Origin of the sequence: Pedobacter sp. KBW06, assembly GCF_003852525.1 — a bacterium.
Lineage (GTDB): Bacteria > Bacteroidota > Bacteroidia > Sphingobacteriales > Sphingobacteriaceae > Pedobacter.
The window spans coordinates 500526-518717 of the sequence record NZ_QAJL01000002.1 but is presented as its reverse complement, the minus strand read 5'-3'; the positions used below and the strand labels follow the sequence as shown (position 1 = coordinate 518717).

The following is an 18192-nucleotide window of genomic DNA, read 5'->3' as shown; positions in this document are numbered from 1 at the left end:
TTGATGGTATTTTGTTATTAGCTAAAAAACATCTCACCATGAAAAGAAAATATCTATTTGGGGGTTTAGCCCTTGCGTTCCTTAGCACATTGGCCTTAACCTCTAACGCTCAGGAGAAAAAAGAAAGTGTTGGCCAGGTAATTAGCAAAACAGCTAAAAAGGTAGGTAACAAAACTGCAGAAGTCGCGGTGAAGGGCACGGCTAAAGTTGCTGATCAGACATATAAAGGTAAAATGGCGCCTGATGGTTCCGATGTGTACATCAACGGCAAAAACAAGAAATATTACATCAATAAAAAAGGAGGGAAGGTATATCTGAAAGAATCTCAGATCAAGACCCGTCCTGTCAAGAAAGAAAAATAGTGGATTTCAGATCCGCTGTTAAATGAAAAGGTCGGCTCCGTTATGGAAGCCGACCTTTTTTATACCGGTAAATTATAGCTTTTTGAATACAATGACTTTTCTTGCAGATATATTGAGTGCAATGATATCACCGTCGCTGTTTACAGCAATACCCCTAACGTGGCCTCCGGCGATTTCACTTCTTCCAATGTCCTCTTTAACCAATCCATCTTCGTCTGTTTTTAGAATAGATCCTCCGCATGCTACATAGAGATGGTCTCCTTTCGCTTTAATTGCGTTTGCTGAGGCCCCTGTATTCCAGGTTTTGATATAATTCCCTGTCTTATCATAAACTCTAACCTGACCATTTCTTGGGGAGGTGACAAAGATCTTGTTTTTGAAGAAGCAAATTCCAAGCGGATAAGCATTGTCCTGCTGTGCAGGAGCCCGAACTGCTCCGGGAAATTTCAGCAGGAAATTACCATTCTGATCAAACTTCTTCACGAGATTATTTGAACCATCTACAACGTAGATATTCTGCTCGTCATCAATGGTGATTTCTTCAATGTTGAGGAATTGATTGTCCGCTGTACCGTATGTTCCCCATCCTTTCAGGATATTTTTCTGCTTGTCCATGATCGCAACGTAAGGACTGCTGTATTGAGCCTGAGTAACCACAGCATTGCCATTGTTAAGAAATGCAATACCTCTTGCTCCCTGTCCATTATAAAAACGCTCTAAAAATGTACCTTTCTGATCAAATTTCTGAACTACATTATTTCCTTCGTCACTTACATATATATTGTTGTCTTTGTCTACTTCTAAATGGTAAGCAAAATTGAACTGTCCAGGACCAGTTCCTTCAGTTCCGAAACTAAAGACCGGGACGTAATTCTGTCCTGAGGTGTATCCATAATCCAGATCGCTGAATCTACTGTATTCAGTTTCACTGTTGCGAACCATGACTTTATAATATACTTTAGTCAGTGGCTTTGTAATTTGCAGGTCTGTAAAACTGGTGTCGGCGGTTTCTTTAGTCAACACATATTCCTGGGTACTCTCGTTCAACTTAAATAGCTGATATTTTTTTGCTTTGGGAATCGGAGCCCAGGTAACTACGATTCTGTTTCCAAATTTACCTTTTGTTGCGGAGACATAAATGGGTCTGTCGAGTTCTGTAACAGGTTTTTGATCAATGGTTTGTGGGTTGGGATTTTCTTTTGATTTTTTGCATCCTGTCAATGCAAATAGGAATACGATAGTAATGGCTGATAAATAATTATTCATAACGTTAATTGGACTGTAAATATAGGTATAAAAAATGTCCGTTTAACGGTCACGAAGAAGTCTCAGGGCAAAAAAAAAACCTCCGGAATCTCCGGAGGTTTTTAATCATATGATTTGGATTAAGATCTGCGTCTTCTATCGCCACTTCCGGCTCCACCTTCACGTCTTCCGCTTCCGCCAGTGTTTCCACCACGATCTTCACGGCTTCTTCCAGAGAAATCTCTGAAACCACCGCCGCTGTTTCCGCCTTCGCGTCTACCGCCGCCACCGCTGCTTCTTCTGTCACCGCCACCGCTTCTTCCGCCGCCGTAGCTTCCGCCTTCGCGTCTGCCACCACCGCCGCCGAATCCACCACGACTACGACCACCGCCGCCATCACCATCAGCAGTTTTCTCAATTCTAACCCCACGGTTGTTGAATTCAACTCCTTTGAAATTATTGAATAAAGAATCTACAGTTGCATCTTCTACTTCAAAGAATGAATAAACACCTTTTAAGTCGATTTTGCCAATGCTTTTTCCACTGATTTTACCGTTGTTACAAACAAAAGATAACAAGTCACCTCTTGTAAAGTCATCAACCGAACCTAAGTTGATAAATAAACGGGTGTAACCATCGCTACCTCTAGGGCCTCTTTCACCGCGCTCACCACGTTCTCCTCTTTCACCGCGATCATCAGCCGAAGAATTAAGATCAGGAGCGTTTTTGTAATACTCTAAAAAGCGGTTAAACTCTAAAGATGCAAAACGTTTGATCACGTCTTCTTTGCTCAATTCAGCAAACTCATCCATAATACGAGGGATGTATTGCTCAATTTGTGCTTCGTTAACTTCTACATTGTGAACCTTGTGAACCAAAGCAAACAATTGTTTCTCACAAACGTCAAAACCTGTAGGTAAAGAAGCTTTAGTAAATTGTTTACCAATGATTCTTTCGATCTGACGGATTTTGCCAAGTTCTTTAGAGTTAACGATACAGATAGAAACACCTGTTTTACCCGCACGGCCGGTACGACCACTACGGTGGGTATAACTTTCAATTTCGTCAGGTAATGAATAATTCACAACGTGAGTTACGTTTTGAACATCAATACCACGTGCTGCAACATCTGTAGCAATTAATAACTGCATGTTACGGTCACGGAAACGCTGCATTACTTTATCACGTTGTTGTTGAGATAAATCTCCGTGTAAAGCATCCGCATTATAACCATCTTTAATCAAGTGCTCAGCAACATCCTGTGTATCCATTTTGGTTTTACAGAATACTACCGCAAAGATTTCAGGGTTAAAATCTACGATACGTTTTAAAGCAGCGTATTTATCTCTTGCACGTACGATATAGTACTCGTGCTCGATATTTACGTTACCTGTGTTTTTGGTACCCATGGTTAACTCTACCGGAGAGTCCATGTAGTTTTTAGCTATTCTTCTAACCTCTGGAGGCATAGTAGCGGAGAATAACCATGTTTTTTTGTCGTCAGGAGTAGTCGACAAGATGTCGTTAATGTCTTCCTGGAAACCCATGTTTAACATTTCATCGGCTTCATCCAAAACTACATATTTCACATTCGTGAAATCAATAGCTTTTCTGCCAATAATGTCTAACATGCGGCCCGGTGTAGCCACAACAATTTGTACACCGTTTCTAATTTCACGCAGCTGCTGCATAATGTTTGCGCCACCGTAAACGGCAACTACACTAGCACCAGAGATGTTTTTTGAGAAATTCTTGATGTCGCTCGTAATCTGTAAGCAAAGCTCTCTTGTAGGGCATAAAATTAATGCCTGAGGCTTGTTGCTTTTAAAGTCGATCAATTCTAACAGAGGTAAACCGAATGCGGCTGTCTTTCCTGTTCCTGTTTGGGCCAAACCAACAAAATCGTTATTGCCCTCTAACAGCACAGGAATACTTTGCTCCTGAATAGGTGTTGGATTTTCGAAACCTAAATCCTTTACGGCACTAACAACGTCATCACTTATCCCCAATTTACTAAATGGGTTTATCATGTATTTATATTAATTAAGCCGCAAAGGTACGCTTAATATTTGGTATTTCACAGATGCGTAACTAAATAAAAATGAGGCAATTAATTATCTTAGTCTGTCGGCTGATCTCAATAATTGCTCATCTTTACGGATTCCGCGGAAAGCCAATGCACAAAACAGGATTGCTGCAATTGGTAAAAAAGCACCGATACCCGGCTTAACAGCCGCGATTCCGCCCGGAAGTCCCTGCGCATAATTGAAGATCCAGAAACACAATGAAAGTGTTGCGATGATGGCCACAATGATGAGACGTTTTTGTCCGGTTCTGTTTTTAAATGTAAAAATAGTGGCGAGACATAGCATGGATACACATACTGTATTTAAAAATAGGGGCTTAAAATAATCTGTTTTTGCAACTATACCATTTGTTTTTTGGTATAAACCGGTCGCCACAATCCAATATTCTGAGCCATTAGACTGGCTGCTTACAATCGGGATAAACATTAAAAGTAATATGGCCAGGCCTGCTAACAGAAGCCAGATGGATTGTACTCGTTGTATCATATCAGTTCAATAATTTCAACAAATATATTAAAAGGCCCCTACTAACCAATCAATATCTTGATCCAAAAGATTAAATTTGTCCTATTGAAACCGAACATACAGCGATATTTTATTGAATTGTCTTATAATGGCACAAGTTATCATGGTTGGCAAATACAGCCAAATGCCATGACCGTGCAGGAATGTCTGGACCAGGCATTGTCTGTTTATTTTCGTCAGCCTGTCGTTACGCTGGGCTGCGGGAGAACAGATGCCGGGGTCCATGCTACAGAGTTTTTTGCCCATTTTGACCTGGAGATTTCTGAGGAAAAACCAGTAAATGCAGAACGTTCCATTACAGGAATCAATTCTTTGTTGCCTTACCAGATTGCTGTTAAGCGTGTTTTTCCAGTCGCCGTCGACGCCCATGCCCGCTTCGATGCCACGGAAAGGGCTTACCATTATCACCTTCATTTTCATAAAGATCCTTTTAAATTAGAGCGCTCATGGTTGTTTAAAGGTGAACTGGATGTCGAAGCAATGAATGAGGCGGCCAAAATTATTCTCGAATACACTGATTTTTCCTGTTTTAGTAAATCCAATACCCAAACATTTACGAACAATTGTAAGGTGACTGAAGCTTATTTCGAACCAACAGACGGTGGTCTGCAGTTCACCATCCGCGCAGACCGTTTTCTGAGAAATATGGTGCGGGCAATTGTGGGTACCCTGGTTCGGATTGGAAAAAAAGAAATTAACTTAGCAGAACTCAGAGAAATTATTGAAAGTAAAAACCGCAGTAATGCAGGGCAGTCGGTCCCGGCATGTGGTTTATACTTAGTGAATGTTGTTTATCCCTATGTAAACTATTGATATGTCTAAAATAACTGGTGATGCGTTGAATGTTGGCCTGTTGAGAAGGGTTTTTCAATATGTAAAACCTTACCGCAGGATCTTTATCTGGGCAATCGTGTTGACCATATTATTAGCTTTAATTGCACCGGTAAGACCTTTTTTAATCCAGTATACCCTGGACCATTACATCATGAAGGACCAGCACGGAGGTTTGTTAAAAATGACCATCGTGATGTTGATCCTGCTGGTGCTTCAGGCAGGAATCCAGTTCAGCCATACCCTGTTGACAAATACCCTTGGACAATCGGCCATCCGGGACCTGAGGATTAACGTTTTTAACCACATCACCAAACTTAGGCTAAAATATTTTGACAATACGCCTATCGGGCAACTAATTACCCGGACAGTTTCCGATCTGGAAACGATCGCAGAGATCTTTTCCGAGGGCTTGATCGTGATCATCGGTGATATTCTGATGGTGATTGTGATCATCGGAGTAATGATCTACCGGGATTGGGCATTGACCTTTGTGGTATTATTGCCTATGCCTTTACTGATACTGGCGACCTCCGTTTTTCAGAAAGCCATTAAATCGGCGTTTCAGGAGATCAGAACAGAGGTTTCTAACCTGAATACTTATTTACAGGAACACATTTCCGGAGTTTCGATTATTCAATATTTTGCAAGAGAGCAACAGGAATATAAGAAGTTTGTAAAGATCAATGCAAGATATAGGGATGCAAATATCCGTTCTAACTGGTATTATTCCATCTTTTTTCCGGTAGTGGAGATCATTTCAGCAATGTCATTGGGCTTACTGGTATGGTATGGATCGAGAAGTATTCTTGCTAAACCACTCGACGTAACTCCAGGGACAATCGCAGAATTTATTTTATATATCGGAATGCTTTTCCGTCCGATCCGGGAACTTGCTGATAAGTTTAATACCCTTCAGATGGGGATGGTCGGAGCGGAGCGGGTGTTTAAGGTTTTAGATACCGATGAGGTGACGGAAGACAAAGGAACATTTGCCCCTGAAAAGATGGCGGGTTCGATTTCTTTTGACAAGGTCTGGTTTGCTTATAATGATGAGAATTATGTGCTGAAAGATATTTCTTTTGAAGTGCAGTCAGGAAAGACCATTGCTTTGGTAGGTGCCACCGGTGCGGGTAAGTCTTCCACAATTAATATTCTGAACAGATTTTATGAGATCCAGAAAGGAGAGATCAAGGTGGATGGTGTGAAAATCCAGGATTATCAACTCAATTACCTGAGACGCAATATTGCCACTGTTCTACAGGATGTTTTCCTGTTTTCAGATACCATCTTTAACAATGTGACCTTAAATAATCCAGACATTTCCATGGAAGAGGTAGTGGATGCAGCGAAGAAAGTTGGTGCCCATGATTTTATTGAAAGACTGCCTGGTGGTTATCAGTACAATGTGATGGAGCGCGGTGCAACGCTTTCCGCAGGACAGGCACAATTGATCTCCTTTATCCGCGCATTGGTGTATAATCCATCGATTCTGGTATTGGATGAGGCCACTTCTTCGGTAGATACCGAAACAGAAATGCTGATCCAACGGGCGATAGAGAACCTGATGAAAGGCAGAACTTCCATTGTTATTGCGCATCGCTTGTCTACGATTCAGAAAGCCGATAAAATCCTGGTTCTGGATAAAGGAGAGATCAAAGAAATCGGAACCCACCAGGAACTGTTAAAACTGGATGGATATTATAAACGATTGTACGATCTTCAGTTCAATTCCGGTGGAATTGTTTCTGCCTGAGCTTAGGCACATCACCGCGCATAACAGATGTTCGTTTTATATGATGTTCATATGCGGTCGCTTAATGTGGATGGCCGGTTGATCCTGGAAAGGACGTTAAAAGGTCTGTAGAACCAATCAAGGACCTATCAACCCCCTATTAGTGACCAATTGAAGATCAATTGAAGTCGCAGGCAATTAAAAAGGAAATCGAAGGGACATCCAGAGGTTTTTCAGCAAACACAAAATTTGATTGATGAAAGATATATTTATTCGCAAAGCAACTTTAAACGATATGGATACACTCCTTGCTTTTGAACAAGGGGTTATCAATGCCGAAAGGCCATTTGATCCTACACTAAAACCGGCCGGGATCAAGTACTATGATATTGATCAAATGATCAATTCAACAGAGGTAGAACTTCTTGTTGCAGTATCGGGTGATGAAGTTATTGGTTCTGGTTATGCCAGGATAGAAAGTGCTAAACCTTACCTTCTGCATGAACAACATGCCTATTTAGGGTTTATGTATGTTGATCCAGGTTATCGTGGTTTAGGGGTAAATCAAAAAATTATTGAGGCGCTGAGCAGTTGGTCTGCTTCAAGAGGGATTACAGAACTCCGGCTCGATGTTTATCAAACAAATGAATCTGCCATTAAGGCTTATGAAAAAGCAGGCTTTATGCGACATCTTGTTCAGATGAGAAAGGGATTATAGATATTTGCAGAGGGAATTGAACAGCAAAAAAGGTTAGAAAATGCTGTTACTTTACCGGGGTTACTTCAAAATCTTCAAACCTGACATCAAAACTCTTTTTTCCGGGTGCAGCAGCAACCATTCCGATCATCGCTTTTACTTTTGCGGGGAAATAGGCCAGACGAAGCATCTCGAATTTTGTTCCGTCAAAAGAATATTTTATTTCTACATAATCGCCTTTGCGAAGGAGTTTTAACCAGATTGATTCAGGGCTGTCGTGTCTGGGTACAACAGACCAGTCGGAAAAGTCACGTGTCACTACAGCGCTCACATTTTGTACGCCATCTACATACTCAATACCAGTTTTGATCCAGTTCTTATCGTCTGTTCTGATCATTAATCCTGCCTGATGGAACAGGTCCTGATAAACACCTGTAATTTTTACGCTCACTTCAAAATTGCCGGCCAGCTCTGTGTAGTAGAAGGGGCCGTTGTCCCTGATGAAACCATAGTGGGTAATTCTCCAGTAATCGGTTTCCGGATCTACCGTCATGGTTAATGAGTTTATATCTTCAACTGATTTAAGTGGTTTATTATACCAATTCATAGTTTTCCGGACTTGATGTTTAAGTGTTATAAACTTAAATAAAATTGTAGAATAAGAATGTTGGTGGAAGATGCGTTTTTTAATAAATTGAAAAAAAAATGTCAATTCGCTGATGGGTTGAAACCGGAAGAATTGTGTTTCTTTATAGCATTGGAAAATAAAATGAGAAGACGAGTCAGCACCATACTAATCTTAATATTGTTGATCATTGCTGGTACCTATGCCAGAAATGAGATTTTTGGGCCTCCATATCAAATTAAAAAAGCAGGTAAAAAGAGTAAGGCGATGGCTGGTTCAACCGAAATAAAAAGTGGGGATATTATTTTCCAGACCTCGGTATCCGGACAAAGTAAAGCCATTCAGCTGGCCACACATTCTAAATACAGCCATTGTGGAATTGTGTATAAGAATGGGGAGAACTACTTTGTTTACGAAGCCATAGAGCCTGTTTGTCTGACACCTTTGAATAAATGGATTGCGCGCGGATCCGGAGGCCACTTTGTGATCAAGAGGTTGAAAAATTCGGATGAGGTGTTAACGACTCCGGTATTGAACAAAATGAAAACAGTTGGAGACCGGTTTAAAGGGAAGCATTATGATCTTTACTTTGAATGGACAGACGATAGGATTTATTGCTCCGAACTTATTTGGAAAGTCTATAAAGAAGCTACGGGGTTAGAACTGGGTAAACTTGAAAAGTTAAAAAATTTTGATTTGAGCAGTTTTGCTGTAAAGGAAAAAATGAAAGCCCGGTATGGTAACAAGATACCCATGAATGAAACGGTGATTTCGCCGGAAAGCATTTATAACAGCGAATTATTAACAACGATAAAATCAAATTAATCATACCATTGAAGCATGATCACTGAGAAGGAGAATAAAAGAATTAGTAAGTTTCTAAGCTTTGTATTAAGACATCATCCGGAATTAATCGGTATTGAACTGGATGGAAATGGCTGGACTGATGTGTCTGTGTTGATTCAGAAATCCAGAAAAACAGAACCGGTATTAGATTTCGAAATGCTGAAGTATATCGTGGATACCAATGCAAAAAAGAGATTTAGTTTTAATGAACAACTGGATAAGATCAGGGCCAACCAGGGACATTCAGTTGAGGTAGATTTGGGGTATAGTCCACAGGAACCTCCTGAGGTATTGTACCATGGAACAGGGGTTAAGTTTGTTGATTTGATTAAAAGCTCAGGCTTGGAGAAACAAAGCAGACATCATGTTCATTTAAGCCAGCATAAAGAAACTGCTGTTAATGTCGGACAGCGGCATGGAAAGCCATTTGTGTTTGAGGTATTATCCGGGCAAATGTACCGTGACAATTACGAATTCTTTTTATCAGAAAATGAGGTATGGCTTACCGATCATGTGCCTGCTAAATATTTAAAATATTAAGTACTTGTTTTTTGTTGTTATCTTCAATGTAGTAACCATAGCAAATGTTAGTGTCATGAAGAACATACCAACTTTATACGAATGGGCAGGAGATATGAAAACCTTCGAATTGTTATTCAGCAGGTTTTATGACAAGGTTTTAAGAGACGATTTACTCGCTGAAGTTTTTAAAAATATGTCTCCGGAACATGTAAGCCATGTTGCTCATTTCGTGGCAGAAGTTTTCGGTGGACCTAAGTTGTATTCTTCCGAAGACGGAGGAAGCCATGCTCAAATGGTTGGACACCATATCGGTAAAATGCTGACTGAAGAGAAGCGCCAGCGATGGGTTTACCTGTTATTGCAAAGTGCCGATGAAGTAGGGCTAAAAAGCGATCCGGAATTTCGCTCTGCTTTTGTGGGCTACCTGGAATGGGGAACAAGGATCGCAGTGATCAATTCTGTAATTACCGAAAATCCAATGAACCCGGAAGAACCTATGCCGAAATGGGACTGGGGAGCTCCCGGAGGACCTTATATTCCCTAAAAAAACAGACATGAAAAAAATAAGCTATATTATTTTGGTTTTCTCCCTGATAGCAGTTTCCTGCAGGCCAAAAGAGGAGAACAATAACCTGCAAACCCCGGAGGCCCTTCAGAACGGGTATTCCAGTTTAAAAAGAATGAAAGGGGATTTAACAGAAGACCTTTATCAGGGACTGGTGGATAAGGATTCTCTTTTAAGAAACCTGGAAGACGAAATTATCGCTTTCAGATCCGGATCAATAAAAGTGACTACGGTATTTAATAATTATCTTGATAAATCTGGAAATTATTACGCCTCGGTGAATGGTAAAGCGAAGGGAATCAAAGATAGCTTGTTAATGAAAAAGATGCAATCGTTGATCATGGCACATACAAAGGCATATGAGGCTAGAACTGCCGAAACAAATGCTTTATTGAAAACAATTTCCGATAATGATACCCTTCTGTTCGACCACCATGCTGCATTGAAAATTGTGAAAACACTGCCGGTTATGGAGAAATATCAGAGGGAGCATTTACCGAATAAAAATGAGCTGAAAAAACTCATCCAACAGCAGGAAAAAATAATACAGCAAATGAAGGGTTTAATGCCATAGGAAGTACGATAAACTCCTCTTAAAACAAAAATATATTTTGATCAATTTTCCGGAAGAAACAAAATTTAAATACAGTTGGAGGAAGTATCAACAAAAGGTACTTGATGGGTTAGACGATCATTTAAAGGACCGACATTTACACGTAATTGCTCCTCCGGGATCAGGAAAGACCGTATTAGGACTGGAGGTTGCGCTAAGACTCAATCAAGCTACGTTAATCCTGGCACCAACTATTGCCATTAGAAACCAGTGGATTCAAAGATTTTGTGAACTATTTCTTCAAACAGATCTTATTCCCGACTGGATTTCTAAAGATATCCGTAATCCGAAATTCTTAACAATTGTGACTTATCAGGGGCTTCATGCAGCCTGTAATGATCAGCCTATGCTGGAAGTAGAAGCGGTCTCTGAAGTTGAGATTGAAGCCGCTTCGGGTGAACAAAGGTTCGCAGAAGAAGTGGGGGTAACAAAAAATACCCATCAGAACCTGAGTAAGATCATAGCGGGGCTTAAAGTACAGCAGGTGAAAACGATTGTCGTTGATGAAGCGCATCATTTACAAAATGAATGGTGGTATACGCTAACGAAGGTTAAGCAGGGGCTCGATCCGGTAATTGTGGGTTTAACGGCCACGCCGCCTTATGACGTAACACCCAATGAATGGCAGCGTTATTTGGAACTCAATGGTCCTGTAGATATAGAAATTGCAGTTCCTGAGCTTATCATTGAAGGTGACCTCTGCCCACATCAGGACTATGTCCATTTTACACTTCCAACAATGGAAGAAAATGAAAGTATTCAAAATTTCAGAGCGCATGTAGGTAAGATTTTTGAGGAAATAAAAAAGGATGAAACACTAATTACAGCGATAAGTACACATCCTGCGTGGTTATCGCCGGCTGAAAATCTGGAATGGATCTACGGCAACATCTCCTTTTACTCTGCCATGCTGATCTTCCTGAACTCGAATGCGGTCGCAATGACTAAGGCCCATTTGAACGTGGTCGGAGTGAAGCAGCTGGAAGTCCCGGAATTTAATTATAGCTGGATAGAAACGCTGCTGGATTTTTATCTCTATAAAGAACCGGAATATTTCAAGGTGTTTGAGGAACACCGGAAAAGCCTGGAAAATAGATTAAGAAGATCCGGAGCAATGGAAGGGCGCCAGATCAATTTTAGACACCATAAAAAAGTTACCAGTTTCTTAACCTCCAGTCTCAGTAAACTGAATGGAATAAAACATATTGTAGATTTTGAGTATCGGAATATGGGGCCATCATTGCGCCTGGTAGTCCTGTCGGACTTTATCAGAAAGGAATTTTATGTTGGATCCTCAGAGAATAATCTGGAACTTAATAAAATGGGGGTAATACCCATCTTTGAAAAACTCAGAAGGGAAAATAAAACAGGAATAAAGATTGGAGTGCTAACCGGTTCCATGATTATTCTCCCAAAAACGGCTTATCCTGCATTTGAAGAAAAGGCCGGGAAATCCGGAATAGAGAAGGTGAACTGTACTCCCGTTCCCTTTGATAAGGATTATATTTTGATCAGTCAGACGGAGCAATTAAATCATGCGGTGGTACATATTGTGACCCAGATTTTTCAAGAAGGGGAAATTGAAGTGTTGATCGGCACAAAATCATTGCTTGGAGAAGGTTGGGATGCCCCGGCAATCAATGCGTTGATCCTGGCCAGTTTCGTAGGCTCTTTCGTCCTTTCCAATCAGATGCGTGGCCGGGCCATCAGAACACAAAATGGAAATAAAGATAAAACAGGAAACATTTGGCATCTGGTCTGTATTGATCCCACAGTTTTCCATGGAGGGGATGACTTCGAATTGCTAAAGCGGCGGTTCAGAAGTTTTGTTGGTGTTTCTTTTAAAGATGAACCGGCTATAGAGAATGGGCTGGGAAGATTAGACATTCCGGTTAATATTCACCTGAGAAAAGAACTTGAGGCTAAAAATGCAGAGACATTTAACTATGCTGCGGACCGAAACTCCCTGAAAGAACGCTGGAGACTGGCGCTGAAATCCGGAGTAAATCTTGTGGAAGAAATTAAAATTCCTTTTGCTGAGAACCGACCTTTTAAAGGAATTGAAAAGATGTACTGGAACAAAACTCTTGGGTACCTAATTTCTATGCTAGGGTTTAGCTTCATTAGTTTTCTTTTTGAATTCCCGGGATATTTGATTCGGGCAGGAAGAAATATCCGGTCGATGAGTGATTTCTATTTTGTTATTGGCGGCTTCGCCGCAGTAGGCTTTTTTGTGGTCGGCAGCCTTGCTTTAAAAACTTTTAAACTTTACCTCAAATACAGGGATATCTCTAAAGACATTCAGGAAATTGGGACATGTTTGTTGAAAACCTTAATCCATGCCGAAATATTTAAAACTGAACCTTCCAGATTAAGCGTACAGTCTTCTGTGGATGAATTTGGCGCGATATATTCCCATCTGGAAGGAGGGACTGCTTTTGAAAGATCCACCTTTATTAATGCGTTAGCAGAAATTGTTGGCCCCATAAGTAATCCAAGATATGTGATCGTTAGAAAGAGTGAATTTCTGTCTTTTATGAAGCAAGAAGATTACCACTCTATTCCCGAGGTCATCGGAAGAAAGAAAGAATTTGCGGTGTATTTTAGAAATCAGTGGGTAGCAACAGTAGGAGCTTGCGACCTGATCTATACGCGGACAATTGAGGGGCGGAGATTGCTATTGAAGTCGAGAGTGAGTGCTTTTGCTGCTCAATTTGACGATAAGGTGGAGCAGGTGAACGAGTGGCGGTAAATCAGATATTAAAAAAGAGACTGCCAGGGCAGCCTCTTTTTTAATATGGAAAATTATTTCCCCAATAATTCTCCCAGTTTCTTTTCCAGCGCTGCTCCTCTAAGGTCTTTTCCTACAATTTTTCCTTGTGGATCAATCAGGAAGTTCGCGGGAATTCCTCTAACGCCATACAAAGTGGAGGCTGCATTTTTCCAACCCTGTAAATCAGAAAGCTGAGTCCAGGTCAGACCGTCTTTTTCTATAGCCTGTAACCAATCCTGTTTTTTACCAGGTTGATCCAGTGAAACGCCAAGCACCGTGAAATTTTTGTCTTTATAAGTTTTGTAGGCTTTTACCACGTTGGGGTTTTCTTGCCTGCATGGGCCGCACCATGATGCCCAGAAGTCTAGCAATAGATATTTCCCTCTAAAATCTGACAATTTCACAGGTCTGTCATTCATATCATTCTGACTGAAATCCATTGCAATGGCGCCGATAGATGTTGCTCGTGCTTTCTCCATTGATTTTGCAAATTCTTTACCTGCGTTACTGTTTTTTAAACCTGTAGATAACTTGTTGAAAACAGGCTCCAGGACATGAACATCCATATCACTGTCGCTGATTTCTTTCAGTGCAACCAAACTGAAAAAGGAATCCGGATTTGCTTTAATATACTTATTTAGTAAGACATCTCTTTCTGCTTCTGCTTTGGCGTATCTGGCTTCAAGATCCTTTTGAAATTCAGGATCTTTTCGCTTTTCTTTGGTCGCTTTTTCATATTCCCAATTCAAAGCTGCCATCACCTTCCCAAGGTAATTTTCACTGGCTTTATATCCCAGGTATTCCATGTTGATCTTTGGACCAGAGACTACTCCTTTTTTAATGGAATCTGTGGCATTGACCTGAATTCTTCCCTTTTCCAGGTAGATGGTCAGGACATCCTGTTTCTTTTTGTTTTTGATGCCGGCTCCGGTATGGTCTAAAATTAAGGAAGCCCTGATGGGGTCGCTTACAACTCCTTTGAATTGAAAAGTGCCATTATCGAGGACGACGGAGTCGAGCACATTATTGCCATTTAACCGGTAACTGAGATAGGCTTTTGCAGGTGCACTGAGTTGGCCGATTTTAGCAGTCAGCAGATAATCATTGTTTTGGGAATAACCTAGAAAAGGTATGGCAAGGAGTGTAGTCAGTATTATTTTTATGTTTCTCACTAACATATATTTGTTTTTTTAATTGGTTAAGAAGTTTTTTTTTGTGGTGATCCGCAGTTGGGATCAAATCACATTATTTCGTTGATTTAAGCCGGTGTTTAACAATTTCATCCAGCATCTCTGCATTGCGTGAGGTATTGCCTACAAAACGTTTAATGATGATTCCATTCTGATCAATCAATACTTTTGTCGGGAAGGCGGCAACTCCATAGTCGCTCAGTACTCCTTTGTTTTTATCGCTTCTGCTATTGGTATTCAACACATTTATCCAATCCATCTTGTCTTCATCCAGTGCTGTTGTCCATTTTTTGTAGTCAGTTTCCTGATTTCCGGATTCATTGGAAACGCCTAAAATTTCAAGGCCTTTGGATTTATACTCGTTATATAATTCTTTCAGATGTGGATGGGTTTGTCTGCAAGGCATACACCAGCTGCCCCAGAAATCAAGCAGCACCAGTTTTCCTTTGAGCGAAGAAAGACGCTGCTCTTTTCCGTTTCTATCTTTGAGGACAAAGTCGGGGGCAAGCGCACCGATGGCGGTTTTTTTTGCTTTTTCAATGCGTTCAGCATAGGCAATGCCATCAGCTGAAGCTTTTAATGAAGACTGGATTTTCTGAAACATGGGCTCAATTTCTGAAGGCTCAAGAGCGCTTCTGGTATATTCCTGCAGCATATCAAATGCAATTCCGGACTGAAGATGGTTCAGCATGAAGTCCCGCTCAACTGAATCAATCTGATCCTGGATAGCATAACTTTTCCTGGTATACTTTGCAATGGCCTGGGCATCTTTGCTTTCATATACTTTTTTTCCTTCAGTTTCGTACAGTGCAGCGCTGCGGGTATAAAATGGAGCTAATTTTGCTGTCAATTTCTGGTGATCTGCTTCTGCTAAAGAGCCCTTTACGATGGTTTGCTGTATTTTTTCTGAAGAATTTGCCAGCAGCTTTCCCTGATCAAGATAGAACTCATGAGCATAATCTTTTAACAGACGGGTACTGCGGTAGTATTTCTCGACACTATCAGCAACTTTTAACTGGATTACTGCTTTGACGGGATACTGCAGGTTGCCTTTGAACCTGTAATTGCCATTGTGGAGTGTAGCGCTATCTGTAAATTGTTGCCCGTTCTGTTTATATTTCAGATAGATGATGTTGTTAACGGCACGTTTGGTGTCTGCGACTTTTCCTTCAATGGTAAAAGTTTTGTTTTTTAATTGACACAGGCCCAATGCAGGCACAAGTGACAATACTAATAAGATCTTTTTCATTATTGTCTTTTTTCTTTATAAAACATACTGGTGATGCGGCCGAATCCTCCGTAAATATTGGTTGCTATGCCTATTGATCCTGTGCCTGATACCTCAAACTCATTTACCTTGCCTTCAGTACCGTTGTAGGTAGCAATATAGATTTTGTCCAATGTTCGCAGCGGCATGTAGAAGTTTTCAAATTCTGAGACCCTGCTTACTGCGAATTTCATATCCGTAATCTCATCTGCTGCAGCGAAAGAATAGATCAGTCTTGTCATATTGGATTTGTAATCATAAGAATAGACCTTGTTCTGAGCGGCAAAATAGATGTTTGGCAGTTTGGTCGATCCTGCAAATATTTTTGCTGTTTTCATCTCAGGGGCGTCAGTGATGGCTTTATAATCTGCTCCTGCTTTTTGGGTAGATACAGGGTATATCTGATAGAAATACATTTCTCCGGCATCATCTTTCATGAGCCAGTTGTAATACAGGTAATCATTGGAATAGCCGGCATATACACACTTTTTCCTGACATTGTTGGGATCAAATGCGCCAAGGGTAGACATGTCCTTGCTATAGGTATTGTATTCTCCAATCTTAAATCCTGAGTACCACAGAAAACGTCCGTTCTTTTGATCATAACTGATCAGGTCTGTTTTATTGGGCAGGTTAATTCTTCCTCCGGTAGTCGAAGTGATGATAAAAGGGGCAAGCTCGTAATCCCCTAAAAGTGCGCCTTCAAAGATGGGAGTTGCTTCGTAAGGAAAGCCGAATTGCATCTTGCCATTTACAATTGCATAAATGGCATTGCTGTTCCCATTTTGCTGGATGGTCTGCAGATTTATATTTCCCGAAGGTGGAATCGCCATAAATTCCGAAAAAGGTTTGTTCAGCTTGTAGTTTTCCGGATTCAATTCCATTGGATTTCTGCTTTCCGATGTTAAAAACAGATTGATGGGCTTCTGAACTGCTACTCCGCCTTTAAAATAGAATCCATCCAGTTTTCCGACAGGTTTTGGGATAAACTGCCCTCCATTTGCCTCACTGAATAAATTCCTGTAAACGGTGCCGTTAAATGTAATCTGACAGATATCTCCTCCTTGTCCTTTTTCCTCCAATACAACCAGACCACTGCTGAACTTAGAGCTGACTATCAGGTTGGCCGTTTTTGTAGTCCCGATACCTGTGCTCTCATCTGTGGCGGTAAATACAAGGGTGTAACCCCCTATTGGAACGGTAATGGCCTTCTTTAGGTTTTTTTCTGAGGATAATTCTACTGCAGGATCATAATTGTTGGAGTAAACATACCAGCGGTATTTGTATTTGCCATTTTGTACATTTTCCTGCTTCATATCAGGGTTAATCCGAAGAGTATCGTTAATTAATATTTCATAATTTCCGCTTTCATTGAAATCTGCAATCACAATTTCATGGATTGGCTGTAGGTCGTAATTTCCTTTGTCTTTGGCACAGGAAGCCATCAGCGCAGAAAGAATGATCAGGATAAAGAGAAAGTTAATGTTCTTTTTCATAATGCTTATAGTTTAGGAAATGTAACCTGACTACCATTTTCGTCGAGCATAGGCCCGTTTTTCTTTTCATACTCATATAGCGCAGTAACCAGCTTGGAATAGTAAATGGTCATCTGATCTGAGGTCGGTGCATTTTCTCCATATCTTGCATAGGGAGGCCATATACTCCGGCCGGTGACATCTATAATAAATTTGTATTTGACTGCGCTGTAAGCACCAAAGAAATACTTAAACCAACTCCCTGAAAGGTCCCAGGTATCTGGCTTCAGGATCTGATCGCTTAATTTGATCAGAAAAACATTGGTATAGATGTTAAGTGGGTTTCCATTGGTTGTATTTGGTGTTTTTGTATTGGAAATGAGCTGCGGAAATTCAGCGCTTGGTTCTATCCTCAGGTAGATTCTTACCTGACGATTTTTTAAGTCTGCTATTCTTCTGACTACAACGGGTACTTTAGCTGTATATGCGCCAACGTTTACCGTAGTCTTTACGATGGTATAGTGCTGTTCCGGTATTGCGGTAGAATTGCCGGGGTTAGCTGCAAGAGGAACCAGTCTGGTACCTGAAGCAGGAGTACCGGAGATCCTTACCGGAATAAAGATGGTGTCCAGTAACCTGTTGTTCTCTTTCTCTGCAAAGGAATAGGAGACGCTGTCTCTGGATCCGGTCATCAATTCCTTATTGATGTATATTGCCGGAAGGTCCTGATATAAAAGATCTTTCTTCTTACAGGAAATCAGGGAAAGCAGCAGGCATAGGATCAGGATCTGACAGGGATTATATTTTATGGTTGGTGTTTTCATGATTTTTGAT

The 18192-nt window shown here is 40.8% G+C and carries 17 protein-coding genes; 9 read left to right on the top strand and 8 right to left on the bottom strand.

Annotated elements, in window-relative coordinates; translation table 11 throughout:
- Nucleotides 1-38 precede the first annotated feature (38 nt).
- Nucleotides 39-362 (top strand): hypothetical protein, encoded by a 324-nt coding sequence (locus DBR43_RS12240; RefSeq protein WP_124581232.1) that lies wholly within the window; start codon nt 39-41, stop codon nt 360-362.
- A gap of 72 nt (nt 363-434) precedes the next feature.
- Here the strand turns inward: DBR43_RS12240 and DBR43_RS12235 are convergent, their stop codons facing one another.
- From DBR43_RS12235 to DBR43_RS12225, 3 genes are all read right to left on the bottom strand, one after another.
- On the bottom strand, nt 435-1628 hold the full coding sequence (locus DBR43_RS12235; protein ID WP_124581230.1) for a hypothetical protein: 1194 nt from the start codon (nt 1626-1628) through the stop codon (nt 435-437).
- A 119-nt stretch (nt 1629-1747) separates the two neighbouring features.
- The gene (locus DBR43_RS12230; RefSeq protein WP_199757033.1) at nt 1748-3637 is read right to left on the bottom strand and encodes a DEAD/DEAH box helicase; all 1890 of its coding nucleotides are present in this window, start codon (nt 3635-3637) and stop codon (nt 1748-1750) included.
- An 84-nt stretch (nt 3638-3721) separates the two neighbouring features.
- Nucleotides 3722-4180 (bottom strand): DUF4293 domain-containing protein, encoded by a 459-nt coding sequence (locus DBR43_RS12225; protein WP_124581228.1) that lies wholly within the window; start codon nt 4178-4180, stop codon nt 3722-3724.
- A gap of 84 nt (nt 4181-4264) precedes the next feature.
- Between DBR43_RS12225 and truA the strand changes: the two genes are divergently transcribed.
- From truA to DBR43_RS12210, 3 genes are all read left to right on the top strand, one after another.
- Nucleotides 4265-5032 carry a tRNA pseudouridine(38-40) synthase TruA gene (gene truA, locus DBR43_RS12220; RefSeq protein ID WP_199757032.1) on the top strand — a complete coding sequence of 256 codons (768 nt, stop codon included), beginning with the start codon at nt 4265-4267 and terminating at the stop codon, nt 5030-5032.
- A gap of 1 nt (nt 5033) precedes the next feature.
- Entirely contained in the window at nt 5034-6806 is a 1773-nt protein-coding gene (locus tag DBR43_RS12215) for an ABC transporter ATP-binding protein (protein WP_199757031.1), read from the top strand.
- A 235-nt stretch (nt 6807-7041) separates the two neighbouring features.
- A complete protein-coding gene (locus tag DBR43_RS12210) occupies nt 7042-7503 on the top strand; it encodes a GNAT family N-acetyltransferase (protein WP_124581224.1) in 462 nt (153 codons plus the stop codon).
- A gap of 46 nt (nt 7504-7549) precedes the next feature.
- Here the strand turns inward: DBR43_RS12210 and DBR43_RS12205 are convergent, their stop codons facing one another.
- Nucleotides 7550-8089, bottom strand: coding sequence for a DUF1349 domain-containing protein (locus DBR43_RS12205; RefSeq protein WP_124581222.1), 540 nt, complete (start codon nt 8087-8089; stop codon nt 7550-7552).
- Between the two features lie 162 nt (nt 8090-8251).
- Between DBR43_RS12205 and DBR43_RS12200 the strand changes: the two genes are divergently transcribed.
- From DBR43_RS12200 to DBR43_RS12180, 5 genes are read left to right on the top strand one after another with little or no spacing between them, the layout of a single operon-like run.
- On the top strand, nt 8252-8932 hold the full coding sequence (locus DBR43_RS12200) for a YiiX family permuted papain-like enzyme (protein WP_124581220.1): 681 nt from the start codon (nt 8252-8254) through the stop codon (nt 8930-8932).
- A gap of 15 nt (nt 8933-8947) precedes the next feature.
- The gene (locus DBR43_RS12195) at nt 8948-9493 is read left to right on the top strand and encodes an RNA 2'-phosphotransferase (protein WP_124581218.1); all 546 of its coding nucleotides are present in this window, start codon (nt 8948-8950) and stop codon (nt 9491-9493) included.
- Between the two features lie 55 nt (nt 9494-9548).
- Nucleotides 9549-10019 carry a group II truncated hemoglobin gene (locus DBR43_RS12190; protein ID WP_124581216.1) on the top strand — a complete coding sequence of 157 codons (471 nt, stop codon included), beginning with the start codon at nt 9549-9551 and terminating at the stop codon, nt 10017-10019.
- A 10-nt stretch (nt 10020-10029) separates the two neighbouring features.
- Nucleotides 10030-10614, top strand: a complete 585-nt coding sequence (locus DBR43_RS12185) for a hypothetical protein (RefSeq protein WP_124581214.1) — start codon at nt 10030-10032, stop codon at nt 10612-10614.
- Nucleotides 10615-10651: 37 nt separating this feature from the next.
- Nucleotides 10652-13405 (top strand): DEAD/DEAH box helicase family protein, encoded by a 2754-nt coding sequence (locus DBR43_RS12180; RefSeq protein ID WP_124581212.1) that lies wholly within the window; start codon nt 10652-10654, stop codon nt 13403-13405.
- A gap of 53 nt (nt 13406-13458) precedes the next feature.
- On the opposite strand, the gene DBR43_RS12175 is transcribed toward DBR43_RS12180, so the two are convergent.
- The 4 genes from DBR43_RS12175 to DBR43_RS12160 form a co-directional block, all read right to left on the bottom strand.
- Complete coding sequence (locus DBR43_RS12175; RefSeq protein WP_124581210.1) at nt 13459-14604, bottom strand: TlpA disulfide reductase family protein; 1146 nt, start codon at nt 14602-14604, stop codon at nt 13459-13461.
- A gap of 67 nt (nt 14605-14671) precedes the next feature.
- Nucleotides 14672-15865, bottom strand: a complete 1194-nt coding sequence (locus tag DBR43_RS12170; RefSeq protein WP_124581208.1) for a TlpA disulfide reductase family protein — start codon at nt 15863-15865, stop codon at nt 14672-14674.
- Nucleotides 15865-17379 (bottom strand): PKD-like family lipoprotein, encoded by a 1515-nt coding sequence (locus DBR43_RS12165; RefSeq protein WP_124581206.1) that lies wholly within the window; start codon nt 17377-17379, stop codon nt 15865-15867. Before DBR43_RS12165 ends, DBR43_RS12170 begins: the two co-directional genes overlap by 1 nt.
- Nucleotides 17380-17384: 5 nt before the next feature.
- Nucleotides 17385-18182, bottom strand: coding sequence for a DUF4843 domain-containing protein (locus tag DBR43_RS12160; protein ID WP_158622491.1), 798 nt, complete (start codon nt 18180-18182; stop codon nt 17385-17387).
- Nucleotides 18183-18192 lie beyond the last annotated feature (10 nt).

Coding starts and splice junctions, on each gene's coding strand:
- DBR43_RS12185 (WP_124581214.1), top strand. CDS start 10,030: ATGAAAAAAATAAGCTATATTATTTTGGTTTTCTCCCTGATAGCAGTT.
- DBR43_RS12215 (WP_199757031.1), top strand. CDS start 5,034: ATGTCTAAAATAACTGGTGATGCGTTGAATGTTGGCCTGTTGAGAAGG.
- DBR43_RS12225 (WP_124581228.1), bottom strand. CDS start 4,180: ATGATACAACGAGTACAATCCATCTGGCTTCTGTTAGCAGGCCTGGCC.
- DBR43_RS12190 (WP_124581216.1), top strand. CDS start 9,549: ATGAAGAACATACCAACTTTATACGAATGGGCAGGAGATATGAAAACC.
- DBR43_RS12165 (WP_124581206.1), bottom strand. CDS start 17,379: ATGAAAAAGAACATTAACTTTCTCTTTATCCTGATCATTCTTTCTGCG.
- DBR43_RS12160 (WP_158622491.1), bottom strand. CDS start 18,182: ATGAAAACACCAACCATAAAATATAATCCCTGTCAGATCCTGATCCTA.
- DBR43_RS12240 (WP_124581232.1), top strand. CDS start 39: ATGAAAAGAAAATATCTATTTGGGGGTTTAGCCCTTGCGTTCCTTAGC.
- DBR43_RS12170 (WP_124581208.1), bottom strand. CDS start 15,865: ATGAAAAAGATCTTATTAGTATTGTCACTTGTGCCTGCATTGGGCCTG.
- DBR43_RS12230 (WP_199757033.1), bottom strand. CDS start 3,637: ATGATAAACCCATTTAGTAAATTGGGGATAAGTGATGACGTTGTTAGT.
- DBR43_RS12175 (WP_124581210.1), bottom strand. CDS start 14,604: ATGTTAGTGAGAAACATAAAAATAATACTGACTACACTCCTTGCCATA.
- DBR43_RS12205 (WP_124581222.1), bottom strand. CDS start 8,089: ATGAATTGGTATAATAAACCACTTAAATCAGTTGAAGATATAAACTCA.
- DBR43_RS12195 (WP_124581218.1), top strand. CDS start 8,948: ATGATCACTGAGAAGGAGAATAAAAGAATTAGTAAGTTTCTAAGCTTT.
- DBR43_RS12210 (WP_124581224.1), top strand. CDS start 7,042: ATGAAAGATATATTTATTCGCAAAGCAACTTTAAACGATATGGATACA.
- DBR43_RS12235 (WP_124581230.1), bottom strand. CDS start 1,628: ATGAATAATTATTTATCAGCCATTACTATCGTATTCCTATTTGCATTG.
- DBR43_RS12200 (WP_124581220.1), top strand. CDS start 8,252: ATGAGAAGACGAGTCAGCACCATACTAATCTTAATATTGTTGATCATT.